General features: G+C 66.2%; 16 protein-coding genes and 3 pseudogenes. 7 read left to right on the top strand and 12 right to left on the bottom strand.

Annotated features, from left to right (window positions below; translation table 11 throughout):
- The 4 genes from ACFWAY_RS44880 to ACFWAY_RS44895 form a co-directional block, all read right to left on the bottom strand.
- On the bottom strand, window positions 1–368 hold a 368-nt coding region (locus ACFWAY_RS44880; protein ID WP_378515092.1), incomplete at its 3' end, for a helix-turn-helix domain-containing protein.
- A 232-nt stretch (window positions 369–600) separates the two neighbouring features.
- Complete coding sequence (locus tag ACFWAY_RS44885; RefSeq protein WP_378515093.1) at window positions 601–2322, bottom strand: GAF domain-containing protein; 1722 nt, start codon at window positions 2320–2322, stop codon at window positions 601–603.
- Window positions 2323–2331: 9 nt separating this feature from the next.
- Entirely contained in the window at window positions 2332–2979 is a 648-nt protein-coding gene (locus ACFWAY_RS44890) for a response regulator (RefSeq protein WP_378515094.1), read from the bottom strand.
- A gap of 411 nt (window positions 2980–3390) precedes the next feature.
- On the bottom strand, window positions 3391–3627 hold the full coding sequence (locus ACFWAY_RS44895) for a universal stress protein (protein WP_378515095.1): 237 nt from the start codon (window positions 3625–3627) through the stop codon (window positions 3391–3393).
- Between the two features lie 480 nt (window positions 3628–4107).
- Between ACFWAY_RS44895 and ACFWAY_RS44900 the strand changes: the two genes are divergently transcribed.
- From ACFWAY_RS44900 to ACFWAY_RS44915, 4 genes are all read left to right on the top strand, one after another.
- Window positions 4108–4641: a hypothetical protein gene (locus ACFWAY_RS44900; protein ID WP_378515096.1), complete on the top strand. Its 534-nt coding sequence runs from the start codon at window positions 4108–4110 to the stop codon at window positions 4639–4641.
- A 76-nt stretch (window positions 4642–4717) separates the two neighbouring features.
- The gene (locus ACFWAY_RS44905; RefSeq protein ID WP_378515097.1) at window positions 4718–5005 is read left to right on the top strand and encodes a hypothetical protein; all 288 of its coding nucleotides are present in this window, start codon (window positions 4718–4720) and stop codon (window positions 5003–5005) included.
- A gap of 307 nt (window positions 5006–5312) precedes the next feature.
- Entirely contained in the window at window positions 5313–5732 is a 420-nt protein-coding gene (locus tag ACFWAY_RS44910) for an Hsp20/alpha crystallin family protein (protein ID WP_378515098.1), read from the top strand.
- Window positions 5733–6481: 749 nt separating this feature from the next.
- Window positions 6482–7744 carry an ATP-binding protein gene (locus tag ACFWAY_RS44915; RefSeq protein ID WP_378515099.1) on the top strand — a complete coding sequence of 421 codons (1263 nt, stop codon included), beginning with the start codon at window positions 6482–6484 and terminating at the stop codon, window positions 7742–7744.
- A gap of 96 nt (window positions 7745–7840) precedes the next feature.
- Here the strand turns inward: ACFWAY_RS44915 and ACFWAY_RS44920 are convergent, their stop codons facing one another.
- The 3 genes and pseudogenes from ACFWAY_RS44920 to ACFWAY_RS44930 form a co-directional block, all read right to left on the bottom strand.
- Window positions 7841–8263 carry a hypothetical protein gene (locus ACFWAY_RS44920; protein ID WP_378515100.1) on the bottom strand — a complete coding sequence of 141 codons (423 nt, stop codon included), beginning with the start codon at window positions 8261–8263 and terminating at the stop codon, window positions 7841–7843.
- Window positions 8264–8561: 298 nt separating this feature from the next.
- Window positions 8562–8688: pseudogene (locus ACFWAY_RS44925) on the bottom strand (universal stress protein); the annotation flags it as partial.
- Between the two features lie 141 nt (window positions 8689–8829).
- Window positions 8830–10305 carry a CHAD domain-containing protein gene (locus tag ACFWAY_RS44930; RefSeq protein WP_378515114.1) on the bottom strand — a complete coding sequence of 492 codons (1476 nt, stop codon included), beginning with the start codon at window positions 10303–10305 and terminating at the stop codon, window positions 8830–8832.
- A 594-nt stretch (window positions 10306–10899) separates the two neighbouring features.
- Here ACFWAY_RS44930 and ACFWAY_RS44935 point away from each other — a divergent pair.
- Window positions 10900–11508, top strand: a complete 609-nt coding sequence (locus ACFWAY_RS44935) for a hypothetical protein (RefSeq protein ID WP_378515101.1) — start codon at window positions 10900–10902, stop codon at window positions 11506–11508.
- A 318-nt stretch (window positions 11509–11826) separates the two neighbouring features.
- On the opposite strand, the gene ligD is transcribed toward ACFWAY_RS44935, so the two are convergent.
- The 3 genes from ligD to ACFWAY_RS44950 all read right to left on the bottom strand — a co-directional run bounded on the left by ligD (window position 11827) and on the right by ACFWAY_RS44950 (window position 14492).
- Window positions 11827–12768, bottom strand: coding sequence for a non-homologous end-joining DNA ligase (gene ligD, locus ACFWAY_RS44940; RefSeq protein ID WP_378515102.1), 942 nt, complete (start codon window positions 12766–12768; stop codon window positions 11827–11829).
- A 912-nt stretch (window positions 12769–13680) separates the two neighbouring features.
- Window positions 13681–14145, bottom strand: a complete 465-nt coding sequence (locus ACFWAY_RS44945; protein WP_378515103.1) for a SixA phosphatase family protein — start codon at window positions 14143–14145, stop codon at window positions 13681–13683.
- A 188-nt stretch (window positions 14146–14333) separates the two neighbouring features.
- The gene (locus ACFWAY_RS44950; protein WP_378515104.1) at window positions 14334–14492 is read right to left on the bottom strand and encodes a hypothetical protein; all 159 of its coding nucleotides are present in this window, start codon (window positions 14490–14492) and stop codon (window positions 14334–14336) included.
- Between the two features lie 58 nt (window positions 14493–14550).
- Here ACFWAY_RS44950 and ACFWAY_RS44955 point away from each other — a divergent pair, with 58 nt between their 5' ends.
- On the top strand, window positions 14551–15114 hold the full coding sequence (locus ACFWAY_RS44955; protein ID WP_378515105.1) for a hypothetical protein: 564 nt from the start codon (window positions 14551–14553) through the stop codon (window positions 15112–15114).
- Between the two features lie 59 nt (window positions 15115–15173).
- Window positions 15174–15530: pseudogene (locus ACFWAY_RS44960) on the top strand (zeta toxin family protein); the annotation flags it as partial.
- A gap of 50 nt (window positions 15531–15580) precedes the next feature.
- Here ACFWAY_RS44960 and ACFWAY_RS44965 read toward each other — a convergent pair.
- Both ACFWAY_RS44965 and ACFWAY_RS44970 read right to left on the bottom strand, forming a co-directional pair.
- On the bottom strand, window positions 15581–15913 hold the full coding sequence (locus tag ACFWAY_RS44965; RefSeq protein WP_378515115.1) for a Clp protease N-terminal domain-containing protein: 333 nt from the start codon (window positions 15911–15913) through the stop codon (window positions 15581–15583).
- 155 nt (window positions 15914–16068) lie between these two features.
- A pseudogene (locus ACFWAY_RS44970) lies at window positions 16069–16203 on the bottom strand (Clp protease N-terminal domain-containing protein); the annotation flags it as partial.
- Window positions 16204–16231 lie beyond the last annotated feature (28 nt).

Genomic DNA, 16231 nt, shown 5'->3' on the forward strand with positions numbered 1-16231 from the left:
AGCGACCACCGGGCATGTCCCGCCGGGGGCTGTGTGCACGCCAACGCAATCAACCTGGCCTCGATCTCGCCGGTGATCTGCGACGGCACCGGTGGGAGGTCGCGCTGCTTGCGCCCGATCGTGGCTTCCACGTCCTGACCGGTTTCGGCGAACCGCTTGGCCACCAGTCGCACCGTCTCACCCGAGACTCCCAACCGTGCTGCGATCACCTTCTTCTCATCCACCACCCCGACCGAGGTGTCCAGCGCCAGCAACACCCGGGCCCGTCGGATCATCGAGGCCGGATGCACGCCGGTCGTGGTCAACCGTTCCAAGAACTCACGATCAGCCGAGCTCAACGTCACCGGACGCTTCTTCTGCGAAGGCATGACAACCGTCCTGACCGGCAGAGGGGAAGGGGAAGTCTGCCGCCCCAACCTAACCGAAACAGGACAGAATTAAGCAGCGACACGCTACTAGTCTTGACGCGCCGTCCTCTGGAAAAGGTACTCAAGTCCAGTGCACTCGAGTCTGTAGTTCGGCGCCGTCACTGGCGCAGTAGCCGCGAGGGGCACACCCCGTGTGGCCGAGGAGGATGTCATGGCTGGCTCGTGCGTCGGTTCAGGGGAGGGGGGCGGACCACCGGAGGGTGGTTCCGCCGCCCGGAGTAGTGCCAATGGTGCACTGCCCATTGGATTCGCGTGCGCGGGTGGCCAGGTTGTGGAGTCCACTTCTCGCGACGTTCTCGGGAATGCCGGTGCCGTCGTCCGCGACCTCGATGACGAGATCGTCGTAGACGGAGATGCTGACCGTGATCGTGCCGGCGGCAGCGTGGCGGACCGTATTGCTCAGAGCTTCTCGAAGCACAGCTTCTGCATGGTCGGCCAGCGCGGCGTCGATCACGGCCAGCGGACCAGACATGTGGACGGTGGTGCGCAACCCGGAGTCGGCGGTGACCTCGGCGATGATTTCGTGAAGCCGGCGTCGAAGTTGGGTCGTTCCATACGCACCAGAGTGAAGATCGAAGATCGCAGTACGAATGTCGCGCACGATGTCGTGGAGATCGTCCACCGATTGCCCCAACCGCTGTTTGACTTCCGGCGACTTCGCCCGCTGCAGGGTGCTCTGGAGGGACAGTCCGACCGCGAAGAGCCGTTGGATCACGTGATCGTGAAGGTCACGCGCAATGCGATCGCGGTCGGACAGCACGTCGAGCTCGCGCATCCGCCGCTGGCTGTGGGCGAGCTGGAGGGCGACGGCCGCTTGATCCGCAAAGCCGGACATCAATGCCAACTGTTCGCCGGTGAACGGTGCGGCGTCGGCGTTGCGCAGTGCTACCAGCACCCCGGTCACCGATTGGGCCGCGCGGAGGGGCAGGACCAGGGCCGGGCCGAAGGGCGTGGCCGGTTCGAAGCCGGGGTCGAACGCCAGCTCGGTGACGCGCAGCGGAGTTCTGTGGCGAAATGCCTGACCAGACGTCGACCCCTCCAGTGGGATGGTTCTGCCGAGGAGGCGGCCGGGTACCGTGCCGGCGGATGCCGTCACGACGAGTTCGGTGACCTCGTGCGACGGAGTGTCGGGATCTTCGGGGACGGCGAGGAAGGCGCTGTCCGCTGCGGTGAGGGCGAGTGCGTCGTCCGTTATCACCTGCAACACGTCGGTGGTGTCACTGCCGGCGAGCAATTCCGTGGCGATTTCACGAGTGGCCTCGAGCCAGGCCTGCCTCGTTCGTGACTCGTCGTACAACCTGGCGTTCTCGATCGCGATTCCCGCCGCGGCAGCCAACGCGCGGAGGATCACCTCGTCGTCGTCGTTGAAGGGCCGCCGGTTCGCCTTCTCGGTGAGATACAGATTTCCGAAGACCTTGTCGCGCGTCTGGATGGGGACACCGAGGAAGGTCTTCATCGGTGGGTGGTGGGGTGGGAATCCCGCCGAGGCGGGATGGACGGAGAGATCGTCGAGCCGCATCGGCTTCGGGTTGGTAATGAGGTATCCGATCAAGCCTCGCCCCCGCGGAAGTTCCCCGATGCGGGCGCGTGTCTCGTCGTCGATGCCCTCGAACACGAACTCGCTCAACTCGCCGTCCGGGCCGAGGACCCCGAGTGCACCGTAGCGGGCGTCGACCAGGTTGATGGCGGCATGGACGATCGTGCGCAGTGTGTTGTCGAGATCGAGTCCCGAGATCACCGAGAGCACGGCGTCGAGCAGGCCGTCGACGTGGTCTCGTGCGTCCACGATCTGCTCGACGCGATCCTGCACTTCGGTCAGGAGCTCGCGGAGTCGAAGCTCGGAGAGGCTGCCGAGGAGTGGCGGGCGATCGTGCTCGTCTGGTTGCCGGGTCACCGGAGGCGCTTACGACTCGGCGCGAGGCGGCGGCATCTTCGCGGCCAGGACGGCGGCTTGGGTTCGGCGCTCGACACCGAGTTTGGCCAGTAGCCGTGACACATAGTTCTTCACTGTTTTCTCGGCGAGAAACATCCGCTCCGCTATCTGGCGGTTGGTCAGCCCCTCGCCGAGGAGCGCGAGTAGTGTCCGCTCCTGATTGGTCAGGTGGCCAAATGGCCCCTTCCCTTCGCTCGAGGTCGCGCGCAACTTTTCCATCAGAGCGGCGGCGGCTCTACTGTCGAGCAGGGACTTGCCCGCCCCGACATCGTGTACTGCCGCCGCCAATTCCATGCCCCGGATGTCCTTGACGACGTACCCGCTCGCACCGGCGAGGATGGCGTCGAGCATGGCTTGCTCATCGGTGAACGAGGTCAAGATGAGGCATCGCAACTGGGGCATCCGCGCGTGTAACTCGCGGCACAGCTCGATGCCATTCCCATCGGGAAGCCGTACGTCGAGGACAGCGACATCGGGCCGAAGGGCAGGCGCCCTCGCCATCGCCTGCGCGTAGGACGCGGCCTCGCCTATTACTGTCAGATCAGGATCGGCGGTGAGGAGATCCGCTATGCCGCGGCGCACGACCTCGTGATCGTCTACGAGAAAGACCTTGATCATGCGGAAACCTCCAGTCCCCGCGTCACAGATTACGCTGCCGACCGATACAAACAGGCGGGGGAGTTGACTTCGTCGTCGAGCTCAGCATCAGTAACACCTCATGCGGGCGTGTGCGCTCAACGTCAGGGCGGAGTCTGCCGGGCGACGGGGAGAGGCCCCTCCGGGCTCTCTCGGTCGCCCCCGGACGGACAGGGGGCCTGTTCCGGACGCCCGATTCCGGGAGCAACTCTCCGACTATTGACCTTCTTTGCCGGGGTCGGTGACGCGGGTAAGCGGGTAGCCACACTTCGATTATCGCCGCACCGCAACCAGTCCACTTATGTGCCGGATTTGGTACTCGGGACCAGTACGGGGCCGGGCTGCGTGACGAGCGAAGTGCCCGGGCTTTCGTCGAACTGGGGCGAGGCGGCATCACACCATTGCTACTGCAAGGCATGCGGTGCCGATGAGTGTCGCCGCTGCGGACACTCCCACTAGCGGCGTCGCGAGCCACGCCCCGAGACCTACGACCAAGCCGGCGACGACGGCGCCCGACAGCAGGGCAAATACCAGACCCAGGGGGCGTAGATACTTCACGTCCCCGGGATCGTCGTCTCGGGCTGATGCTGCGTCCTGACGCCAGGTCGGCTGTCCATGGTCTTCGACCATCGTGTCCTCCTTTGCCACGCCCACACGGTCTTTGCCACGCCCACACGGTCATGCCGGGCCGTCACCACGATCCGATAGCCCCCGCTGAGACGGGCAGAGTCGAAGGTCACTCGTTCGATTGACGCTGGTCTTCTCGCCTGCGAACACTATTCGGGTCTGCGAGGACTTCGTCCCGTCATATCACTCGCCGCGCATTTCGTTCACGACCGGATCATCGGCGTGCAGCACCATGTTGCTGCGCGCGGACGAAGCCCAGTCCGATTGTCGTCGGAAGCAGGAGAGGGGGCTTCGAGGGAATGACTGTCGGTTCGACGAGCGTGCACTGCTACATACCGTGCCGTAGCCTCGCTGATCGTGCGCGGGGTTGGAGGTGGAGGTCTGAAGTCCCTCGGACAAGCAACGGGTGTCGATGACCTTGTGCCCTACGCCGGTTGCAGTCCTCGCGGAAGACTCAAAACCGAGTGATCGGAGGAGGTAATGATGAACACGAATCATGCACTCCCGCTGCGCTGGTGGAACAAGCCGGTCTTCAACGGCCGCGATGGTGAGAGCGTCGCTCATCCTCGGGTGTCGCCGCGCAGCACTCATGATCTGGCCGCGACGAACGAGAACGACTCCGGCGCAGCTGGATCCACCGATACGAGAGCAGGACATTCGCGCGTGAGCACCTCGACGACAGGCGCACACCTTTCCGGCGGGCCCGCGGCACACCTGATCGGTATGCCAGGTATGACACGTGAATCCGGGGGTGAGGCGGTGGTGGTGGGATCGCGTGTCGTGGTCCGTACCGGTACCGGTTCCAGGTATCGGCACCCGGTTCGTGGCGTGGTGATCGAGGACTACGCGGATGAGCCCGCCGTTCGGGACCAACTCGGCGGGGGCCGGGCGCCGGTCCGCCGGTGGGCGATCGTGCTCGACGACGGCCGACTCGTCTTCGCTGATGACGGCGACGTCGAGCTCGACGCGAAACACCTCTCCGCGGGCCCGGGGGATTTCGACTTCCGGCGCGGCTAGACATCACCGCCTTGCCGCGGACAACGACACGTCTCGGCACCGACACCGCCCTGATCGGAGCAGAAAGGACCACGGAATGAACACCCGCCCCTTCGATGTCGTGCCCGAGGCCGACTGGCTCGAGCAGACACATACCCTCGACACCGCCGGCGGCCTGCTCGCCCCCGAACCGGCTTCCCGCGTACCGGTGCCCAGGGATGCGCCCGAAGCCGACCGGCTCGAGCAGGCGCAGCCGGTCGGCACCGTCGACGATCCACTGTCCTCCGCCGGCACCGACCATGCCTGGGACGCGCCCGTTGCCGACTGGCTCGAGCAAGCCTTCGTGGTCCCCTTCGGCGACGACCACGACGTCCGCGACGGGTAACCGGCCAGAAGCTCGCCCTCCCGGGGCGCGGCGGACCGTGGACCCGCACCACCAACACATGCTCGAACCGTACGGCGGTGTATCGCCACCACGGGCAAGGTTCGCCACGCGGTGCCCGCCGAGCCCGGCATCGGGTCGCACGACGGGGCTCGCGGTGATGTCAGCAAGAGCGGGGGAGTTGCGGGTGCCGGGTCGGGGAATTTTTTCGCCATGACCCTTGTCATATTCTATGTCAAACGTTATAACAAATCTACAGCGTGAGCTGTAGATGCTGTGACAAACAGAGAGGTTTCTGGAGGTGGAAACAATGTTGATGCGCACGGATCCGTTCCGCGACCTCGACCGGTTGACTCAGCAGATCCTCGGAACCACGGCACGACCGGCGGTGATGCCGATGGATGCCTGGCGTGAGGATGATCGAGTCATCGTCGAGTTCGATCTGCCCGGGGTGGACGTCGATTCCCTGAACCTCGACGTCGAACGCAACGTGTTGACGGTGCATGCCGAGCGACCCGCTCGCGACGAGAGTCAGGAGATGCTCGCGTCCGAGCGGCCGCGGGGTGTGTTCCGCCGGCAGTTGTTCCTGGGTGAGAATCTCGACACCGACAAGGTCGAGGCCACGTACGACGCCGGGGTACTGCGGTTGACCATCCCCGTCGCGGAAAAGGCCAAGCCGCGCAGGATCGAAATCAGCGGCAGCGGAGAGAAGAAGGCGATCCACGCCTGACCCCGACCCGCACGGGGAGGGAGTGAGTGGGGTGAGCACGATGACATTGGCGAACATCGGTCCCACGGTTTCGGAGCCGAGTGGGTGCGAGGTGTGGCCCTGGCACGAGTTCGGCCTGTTCGTAGCCGATTCGGAGGGCATCCTCGCCGACGCGCTCACGCCGCAGGCCGTTGTCCTGCTCACGCTGGTGAACACCGATCGGCTCGGCTCGCCACCACCGCTCCCGGCTTCCGCGCGGGGATGGACTCCGCTACCGGCCCCGCCGCCGGCGACCCGCGCCAAGCAGCGCTCCCCTCCGGAACAAGGAGGGGAGTGGGGTCGCTCCTGGGAAGGGTGCGGAGCCGCAGGCGCGGGATGGCATCGGCGGCTTCGCACGTTCTTCATGGTCAATGGCGGCCGGGGAGACCCACCTCGTCGGCTGATTTGTCGTTGTGGTCGTCCGTTTCTAGCTTGGACGCCGGAGCTTCTTCCCGATGTCTGCGCGATACTTGACGTCGCCGACGAGGCGCGGTGCGAACCAGTGCGGCCACATGCGATATGCGATGGATCGCGGTGGGAGAGTCGGTTGCGCCGGTGGGGTGTTCGAGTTCTGCGAGTTGGGTGCCGACACGCTGCGATGTCTGCAGCGATGGCACCGGCCGGTTGCGGCGGACCTGTCACCAGGTTCGCTGACGTCGATCGGCCACGCGGACACCGCGGGTAGGCTGTGGTCTTTCGGCCGCCCGCATCATACGGATTGGGAGTGCCGCATGGACGCCTGGAGAATCCGCGATTTCGCGCCGGAGGATCTCGAAGCCGTCGTCCGCATGGACGCGAGTTCCTCAACCACCGACCAGCCTCCGGTGTTCGCGATGTCGGACGTGGTGGGCAGCCTGCTGAACCGTCACCCGGCCGTCGTCGCGGTCGCGGGCGGGCGCATGGTCGGGTCGGCAGTCAGTCGCGTCGACGACGACCGCGCATGGATCATGCGGATCTCCCTCGACCCCGAGTGGCGGGGACGAGGCCTCGGCAGCGCGCTGCTGTCCGAGCTCGAGTTCCGCCTGCTATCGAAGGGGGTGCGGCGCATCACGGCGCTTCTGCCCGAGGGTGAGACCGGGGCGAGGGCGCTGACCAATTCGGGTTTCGAACCCCGGACGGGGATCACGCACTACGAGAAGGTCGAGACGGTCTCGCCGCGCACTGCCGGGGTGCTCACCGAACTCGGTGGCGGCGTTCCGCCTGCGGGTTTGTGGAAACAGGTGGCGGGCATGACCCGGGAGAAGTCGCTCATCGAACGGCGGATCGTGCTGCCGCTGTCAAAGCCCGCCCTGGCGGCCGAGCACGGGGTGATACCACCGCGGGCTGTCGTGTTGTTCGGTCCACCCGGGACGGGGAAGACCACGTTTGCGCGCGCCACCGCGAGCCGGCTCGGGTGGCCGTTCGTGGAGTTGTTTCCCTCCCGCCTCGCGTCGAGCGAGAGAGGACTTGCCGCAGGAATCGGGGAGGCGTTCGCGTCGTTGTCCGAACTCGACCGTGTCGTGGTCTTCATCGACGAGGTCGAAGAGGTGGCAGCCCGCCGCCGACCTGGCTCGACCACGGTGGGCGTGGTCAACGAACTGTTGAAATCCATCGTCCGGTTCCGCGAGCGTGCGGGTCGCCTGTTGGTGTGTGCGACCAATTCCGTGCGCGAGCTGGACGAGGCGTTCCTGCGGCACGGGCGGTTCGACTACGTTCTCCCGATCGGTGCACCCGATTCCGAGGCCCGGTATGCCCTGTGGGAGCGCTATTTGGGTAACGAGCAGGTCGATGTTGCCGCGCTCGTCGCGGCGACCGAGGGCTATACCCCCGCGGATGTCGCCCACGCGGCGCGCATGGTCGCGCAGGCGACGTTCGAATGCAGCGTCGATTCGGGCGTGCGCTGCCATGCCAGCACCCAGGACTATCTCGACGTGATCGCGACGGTTCGACCCACGCTGACCCCGGAAATGCTGCAGGCGTTCGATGAAGACATCGAGCACTACGCCCGCACCTGAGTGCTTTCTCGCTTCGGCGCGAGCCCGAGGTCGGTCGGTGGCCGACCCGGTGTTCGGGAAGAATAGAAGCTCGGTGCTCGCGTCGAGATCTTCGATCTAAAACCGTCGCCGCCATCGTTGCGGCGTCGACCGACGACGACTCTCCGGTGGCCGAGGCTGCAGCAAGGGCCGCGGAATGTGCGACGGCCAGCCCGCCCGCCGCGGCCGCCGCGGCCGCGCCGCCGCCACCAAGACGTCGCCCGCGCCTCGGGTGACGACGAGAAGAAGCAGCAGTAGTCCTGCCAGCGAGAGGGTCGCCGGGATCGAGATCGGCCGGTCCAGCAGCCCAGCCGACAGATGCTGCTCCTGGCCGTCACCGCCCTCCGGGGTTCGCCCGCGCTGCCGGAGGAGCAGAATACAGTCTCTGCGGGCGATCATCATTGCGGCGCCGCCGAGGACGCGCGCGAGCCGGGACGAGACCTCGACATTGACGACCCTGGTGATGGCGACGGCGAGAACGATGGTGGAGATGTTGGTCACGGGGGCCGCCGGCGGGGGCGGGCGAATCGGGATGCTGCCGGGCTATGCGGCCCATGACCGCGGTCGTCGCGGCGCCCGACACGATGCGATGACGTCCGATCCCGTGGTCGCCGCCGACCCCGTGGAGGACTTCCTGGCCGCCGCGACATGGTCCCCTCATCTTCGACTCTTCCCGGCCGTCGACCGGGGCGCCCCACCCCGTCGGCGTGATCACCCCGTCCGCGTGTGGACGGACCACCATCGGGTCCCTCGCCCTGCCCCAAAGAGCGGATCTCGGGGGAAACACCGTCTGTCGCAACTAGCGGGGCGGGCGGCAGATCATGACCAGGGCCGAGGGCATGGTGCAGGAGGTTCTGGCTCGTCGATCCCTGAAGGGATCCGGCGAGCCGAGTGTGGCCGTGGCTTTCCACGACGACGAGCCGGGCCCCCAACTGCTCGAGATGGTCAGAGAACGACCCCTGTCAGTGGTCACCCTCGACGACATGCGTGATCCGGCCCGGCTAGCCACCGGCTAGCCATCCGACGTGGCCGACCGCCGAACTCGTCCCGGCCATCCGTCGCGCTGGTCAGGTGGCGAGTGTTTCGGCTTCGTCGCGGGCGCGTTGGGCGGCCTGCAGCTCGAGTCCGTAGAGCAGTCCGAAGGTGAATCCGTTCTCGCCCTCGGTGGCCCCGGCGCGGGCGCCGAGCGCGCGGAGGACGCCGCGGGCCACCACGCTGTCCTGGTGCTCACCGAGTACCTCCTGGATTTTCTTGTACTTCGCCACCTTCTTTCTGCTCTTCTTCCTACCGAGGATCGGCATGGTGAGCTCGGCGGCGTAACGGGCCCGCTTCGCGGCCTTCCGTGCCCGGTGGAGGGCCTCATCCCCGCCGTCGTCGAGGGCGGCGGCCAGCCTCTTGTCGGCCTTCTTCCACGCCTTCCGCGCCGCCTTCTCGAGCACCCGGGAACCGGATGAGGCCTCGTCGGTCAGCGGAGGCGCCGTGCGCCACTGGGCCAGGCTGGCGAGCAGCGCACGGTAGCGGCCCGTGTCGAGGGTCGCCATCACCTCGTCCTGATACCGGCGCTGCTCGGCAAGCAGGTCGTTGTCGATGCGGGCGGCGACCGGGCCCATCACCAGCTCCCTCGGCAGGTCGGCGACCGCCTTGGCGAACCGGGCGCGCTGGACCTGCCGGTCACGGACCTCACCGAGTACCCCGGCGTACCAGGACAGTTCCTCATCGAGGTGCGACCGCGCGGCCGGGTCGAGAACCTTCTGGAACACGCGCAGGGTACTGCGGAACCGCCGGATACCGACCCTGGTGGAATGGATCGGGTCCAGCCCGCGGCGCAGCCACACGTCACCGGCGACGATCGCCTGGGCGTGTTGCTCGAGGTAGTCGGTCAGAAGCTTTCGGACAGTCTCCACACCGGCATCCCCGCCGTCGCCTTCGCTGGCGTCCGCGCGACCGCGGTCCGGCGTCAGCGCCCGGACAAGCTTCGACGCATACCGCGACGGGTGCGCACCGCTACGGGTCAACCGTGTGCCGATCGCCCGCAGGAGCTTGTCGTCACCGCGGTCGCCGAGCTCGACCTCCACTTCGCGCCACTGGCTGGCGACGGCTCCCTCGTCGCCGGCGGTCGCGGTGGCCTGCACCGTATCGTCGGCGACCTCCGCCAACAGGTTGCCGTCCGCGTCGAGTAGGCGGTGCCGGTGTCGGGTGGTGGAGATTTCGGCCACCCGCCGCACGGGTTTGCCGAGTGCCACACCGACGACCAGCGTCGCTAACTCGTCGGGCACCGATTCACCCTCGGTGATCGGCAGCCGGATCTCGGTGCGCGCCGTGCCCGCGGGCACCTTCAGGTGCCAGCCGGCGTCCACATCCCCGGATCGGCGCCGCAGCGTCAGGTGCTGGCTCAGCAAATCCCGGTCGGCGGTGTCGTAGTACACGCTGTCGAGGGTGACGGTGTCCCGCTCCACCCGGCCTCCGGCCGGAACCAGGTCGTCGAGGTCCGGTACCACGAAGTCGAGGCTCACGTCGTACTTGTCTTCCCGCTCCCGCCGCATCGACGTCGTGATTCCAGTCTTCGCTCTCCGGCCCACACGTTCGGGCGACCAGGAAAAGTGGCGGTGACTGCCCACCGGGTCGTCGTCTCGCGTGTACGTTGCGCCCTGACCCCAGGTCTGCGGTCCATGGTTTTCGGCCATCTCGTGCCCTCCTTTGCCACGTTCGCACGGTCGTGCCGGCTCGGTACCACGATCCCGATAACCCCGTTGAGACGCGCAGGGTCGAAGGTCACTCGTTCGATGGACGCTGGTCTTCTCGCCTGTGAACACTCGGGTCTGCGAGGACTTCGTCCCGGCACCGCGCATTTCGTTCGGTACGGGCGCCACCGGATCATCGGCGGGTGGCGCCACATGATGGGCGTGGGCGATGCCCAGTCCGATTGTCATCGGAACCAGGGGGCGGCTTCAGGGAATGACCCTCGGTTCGACGAGCGCGGCGCTGCTACGCCTACCGTGCCGTACCCGCTCATCGTGTGCGAAGGACGCAGAGGACTGAAGTCCTCCGACAAGCAACGAGTGTCGATGACCTTGTTCCCTACGTCGGGCGCGGTCTCCGCGGAAGACTCGGAACCGAGCCAACGGAGGAGGTACACGATGGACACGAATCAGGCACTCCCGCTGCGCTGGTGGCGAATGGCACCGTGGAGCCGAAACCCACTCATGCGACGCTGCGACCGCGTCGATGCCGCCGCGGCTCTTCTCGCGACCGTGTTCGTACTGATCATGGTGCCGTTCGCGGCCGCCTTCGGGACAGCGACATACACGGGCCTGAGCGAACAATCCCACGCAGACCGCCAGCGCAGCCACCGACAGGCTGCCGTTCTCGTCGCCGACCCGCGGCCCGGATCGGTGGCAGACACACGTACCAGCTCCCGGGAACCCCAGAACCGTGCGTCGGCGCACTGGACCGCACCGGACGGCACCCCGCGCTCGGGTGATGTGCCGACGCCACCGGACGCGAAGTCGGGCGACACCATCGACGTGTGGATCGACTCGAACGGCAACCTCACGGCCGAGCCGAGGACTGGGCAGGAAAACGCCACCGTCGCGGTGAGCGCAGCACTTTGCGTGTGGGCCGCCGCCGCGAGCGGTGCCTTCCTCTTGCTGTTCTGCATTCGATGGATGAATTCACGGCGCCGGATGCAGCAATGGGATCGCGAATGGAACGAATTCGGCCGGACACCAGGATGGCCCGTCAGCTGACCCCGCCACTCGAAGCCGCGTGACGCAGGAGCAGCGATCAACCCGACAATCCCCGACCGCAGCACACTCCGCTACCGGCCTCGCCGCCGGCGACCCGCGCCAAGCAGCGCTCCCCTCCGGAACAAGGAGGGGAGCGGGGCGAGGCAAGTTCCTGAAACAGGAGGCTCAGGTCGACGCTGTTCGGCCAAAATGCCCCGGGTGCCACCATCCGGAGTCGCTTCGAGCGACCATTTGCCGAGGGGCGCGCTGACGGCACCGGACTCTGCCAGGGTGTAGATGCACGTTCCAAGCGCGCCTGGCTTCTCCCGTTCCGCCTGGTCAATGGCGGCCGGGGAGACCCACCTCGTCGGCTGATTTGTCGTCGCGCAGTCCCTTCCAGCTGGGATGCCGGAGCCCTTCACCGGTGTATTCGCGGTATTCGACGTCGCCGACGAGGAGCGGTTCGACCCAGTGCGCGCCGCGTGCGATGGATCGCGGTGGGGGAACGTCGAATGGGCTGGTGGGGCGTTCGAGTTCTGCGAGTTGGTCTCGGAGCTTGCGGCGCATGGCCGCCGTGAAGCCGGTTCCAACATGCCCGATGTAGACGAGGGCGCCGGTGTCGTCGTGTGCGCCGAGGATCAGTGAGCCGACGGCGTTGTGGTGCATGCCGGTGCCGGGCACCCAGCCTGCGATGATGGCCTCGGTGTTCTTGCGCAGAGGCGTTTTCACCCAGGACGGTGAACGGATCCCCGGGCGGTACGTCGACTCCACCCGTTTGGCCACGACACCCTCGAGGGATTGTTCTCTCGCGACATCGAGCATGGTCTGTCCGTCGACGTCGACCCAGTGCGGCGGGACCTGAATACGAGGCCCATCCAGTTCGAGATCTGTGAGAGCTGTGCGGCGGTCGAGGTAGGGAAGGGACATGATTTCCGCGCCGTCGAGGACCAGGAGGTCGAAGACGTAGTAGGTGGCAGGCGTTGTCCTGCGAAGTTCCGCAGTCGGTTTCACCACATGCATTCGATGCTGCAGGCGGCGGAAGGACGGTTTGCCGGTGGCGTCGAGGGCCACTATCTCGCCGTCCACGACCGTCGGCCTACCGGCGAGCGCCGTGCTCAGTGCCTCGACCAGCTCCGGATAGGATTCGCTGACATCGTGGCCGTTCCGGCTCCACAAGATCGGAGCATTCCCTCTGGTAGAGGCCACCATTCGTTGGCCATCCCATTTCATTTCGAACGCCCAACCATCCCCGACCGGCGGGGAACCGAGGGTCGCCAACATCGGTGCTATCGGTCGTTCGTGCGCGGGGCCCACCCACTCATTGTGCGCAAACAGGCCGCGTGGGGGGCCAATCCGTGTCCCCGAAAACCTTCGATTGCCGGTCACCCTACAAACGCGTACAGGAAGTAGGGGAGTCCACCTTCAATCAGCTGCAGGACTCGAGGCGCCACGTGTCCACCTACTCCTGACCTCGCCGAAGTCTGGACTGATCGCACTCGAGGCACGCGGAGGACATGAGCCGGATCGGTCCTCCGCCAACGATCGGCAACGAGAACTGGGGCCCGAGTTCGGTGTTCTACCTGGCGCCCGCCTCGGTGACCTCGATCTTCCTGGTTTGTGCGCGTTCCGCTTTGCACCGCACGGTCAGCACTCCACTGGACAACGAAGCCTCGTTTCCGTTCTCCCGAAGCTCGCCCGGCAGCGTGACGCGATACTCGGACTCCCCGACCCGACCCGACGGGTACGCCGACGAAGCAGGCCTTTGCGCTCGCGCTCCTTCAGCTCCCGGTCACCACCAGTTCGTTGCCATTGAGCTCGACGTCGATTCACCCCGGGCAGCTCGATCTCGACGACATCGGCGTCGTCGTCCTCGGTGACGTCGGCCGGGGGTAGCCAGGCGCAGGAAGAACCACCGATCACCGACTGCCCGAGCCGATCCATCCCCGCCCCTAGAGATCCTCGAACTCACGAAACGGGCGCGGTCTGTCTACCGGGCCGGGGGAACGTCGTAAAGGCAGAGCCATTCCAGTCACTCCCCAACTCATCGCGGGCCCGTCGCACCGCCGAGACGATTCCAGCCCGCCCGGATACATCATGGTTGAGCAGCTGATGCTGCGTTCCCGTACCGGCGGGTGCTTCCGCGGGGGCGCGATGGCCCGCGACTATTCGATTGAGAGGCCGTGCTTCCGCGACCTAGCCATCAGCGGGCGCGATATAGCGCAGCGTTTCGGCCGGATCGGCGGTGCGGTCGACGACCCAGGCTCCGCCTTTCGCGGTAGTCGCCGCCCGCGGCACGCATGTCGATCCTTGCGTCCGCGCGAACTCTGCCAGGGCGTCGAGCACCTCCCGATGGGTACAGAAAACGGCCCCGTCGACACCCGGCGTACTGAGCAGGGCGAAGAGTTCGTCGGTCGGTGCGCCCATTGCCAGTATCGGGTGAATGTCGATACGCAGCCCGCGCGCCGCGGCGAGAGGCATCAGGGTCTGACGGCACCGTAGCGCTGGACTGGACCACAGGGCCCGTACCTCGATGCCGCTCAGCGCAGCGACAAGGCCGCGTGCCTGCCGATGACCGAGCGTGCTCAGCGGGCGGTCGGCATCGGGGCCGCGCCACCTCTGCTTCTTACCTGCATGCGCATGACGTACCAGGACGAACATCGACACCCTCTCCGGCCGCCCGGCCGGCGAACGCTCCCGGGGTGCAGGTCACATCCTCGTCGAAGTTCGCTCGTTATGGGACCTTCCCGAGCGCTGATCGCTGATGCCGAAGCTATACCCCTGATCGACCGTGTGTGGGCGTGAACAGCGCGTTACGGATCCCCCGCGGTGGGGTGATTCATTGTGAATCAGAGGAGGTGTTGATGATGGACACGATCGATCGAGACCGAGCGGTTGCCGCGCTCGACGTTGCTGCTGCACGTCGCAGGATCCCGGAACTCGATCTCCTCCGAGCCGTAGTCGAGGCGAACACTGTCCACATTGCGCAGCGCGTGATCCGTGGGCACATCGGGATCTTGCAGCCTACGATTCATCGCATGCTGCGCACTGGTTTTGGAGAACCCGGTGCTCCTCGATCGGACACCGACTGAAGTCATCGATCGCCGTACTGCTGGAGGCATCACCGACGACGAGATGATGGACGCTCTCCTCAACTGGGGTTACACGTTCGGTCGTGTTCCCGTGAGCGGTGGGATATCGACTGATGCATATGGGCCGGGTAGCTGGGATGAGGTTGAACGCGCTTGTTACCGCGGACATCTGACCGAGGATGAGCTCGGCCGGCTCGTGGAGTGGAACAAGGACGCACTCGGGCGATGGCGTTGTCTGCGTGATCAAATCGGATTCATTGCGCGGTGGAGTCGCCGCGCAGCTCGCCGGCATGTCGGCAAGCGGGGCCCGCTGGACACGAAGTCTCCGACGAACAGCAATATCCGCTATGCGGCATCGCTTTCGCATCGGTCGTTCCGCAAGAACGTCGTTGAGCAGTATCGGTCTCGTGAGACACCGCCGCGTGAAGCGCGTTCTGCGGTTCTCACGGCAGGTGCACCTGGCGCCGGCAAGAGCACTTTGCTACGCGAACATGTCGCCGAACTATACGACTACGTCCTCTGGACGCGGACGTCGTGAAAGACTTTCTGATCGAACAGGCACTAACCGACGGCATCTACGACGACCTCCTCGACACCGTGCTGGCGGACGGCGCCCGGTTGCCCCGAGAGTTGGCGGCGCTGGTACATGACGAATCCACCGCCCTCATCGACCAGATTCGTAGGGAGTGCCTGGACGGGGGCGAGAACGTACTGATCGAAGGGACCTCGAGATGGCCCGATCGTGGTCCCAGGGTGTTCGCCGAGCTCGTCGACAAGAACTACACCGCGCTAGGCATAACTGGGGTCGAAGTTCCCCGCGCCACCGCTCATGAGCAGGCGCTGTCTCGGTGGTGGGAGGGCAGACTCGCATGGTGCGCCGACACAGAGCCGCTCGGGGGACGATTCACTCCACCTGCGGCGATTGACGATTGCTACGACGGAGGGGCGCGGTCGAAGTGCGCCAGCAACGTCGAGTCGCTCTTGCTGGGGGTGCGTCGCCGGTTCTATTCGGTATCGGTTTGCCGGGTGGGGCGTCGGGTGCGTGCGGCGTCGAGGATGCGGTCGCGCATCCATCTGTCGAGGCGTTGGCCCGCCTCGGCGGCCGCGGCTGCGCACAGGGTGTGCTCGGCGTCGGTCAACCGCACGGTGGTGATGTGGGTCGGGCCCGGCCCAGCGGGTTCGCGGCGGTCTTCGGCGACCTGACGAAGAACGTGTTCCCGCAGCCTGTCCAAACTCGCGGGCCCGGCTTCGTCGAGGATCTGTGCGCCGGCCGATGACCTGTTGTCGATGAGAGCGAGCAGGAGGTGTTCGGTGCCGATGCCATCGTGGCCGAGCAACGATGTGTCGCGCAGACTCTGTCGAGCACCTTTTTGGCGTGTGGGGTGAAGGGGATGTGCCCGGCCGGGTCGGGCACGCGTGGGCCGATGTCGGCGAGCTTGCTGTTGATGACGTCGGTGGAGATACCCCACGAGGTCAGTGATGTCGCCGCGACACCGCCGGCTTCGAGGACCCCGAGCAGCAGGTGCTCGGTGCCGAGATAATCGTGGTGGTGTGTCCGGGCTGCGTCGGAGGCCAAGACAACTGCTCTGCGTGCCTGGTCGGTGAACTTTTCGAACACCACCACCACTCCCCTCGAAACTCGTCCGGCAATGGGC

Source organism: Rhodococcus sp. NPDC059968 (assembly GCF_042738615.1).
In the GTDB taxonomy this organism is placed as follows: domain Bacteria; phylum Actinomycetota; class Actinomycetes; order Mycobacteriales; family Mycobacteriaceae; genus Rhodococcus_F.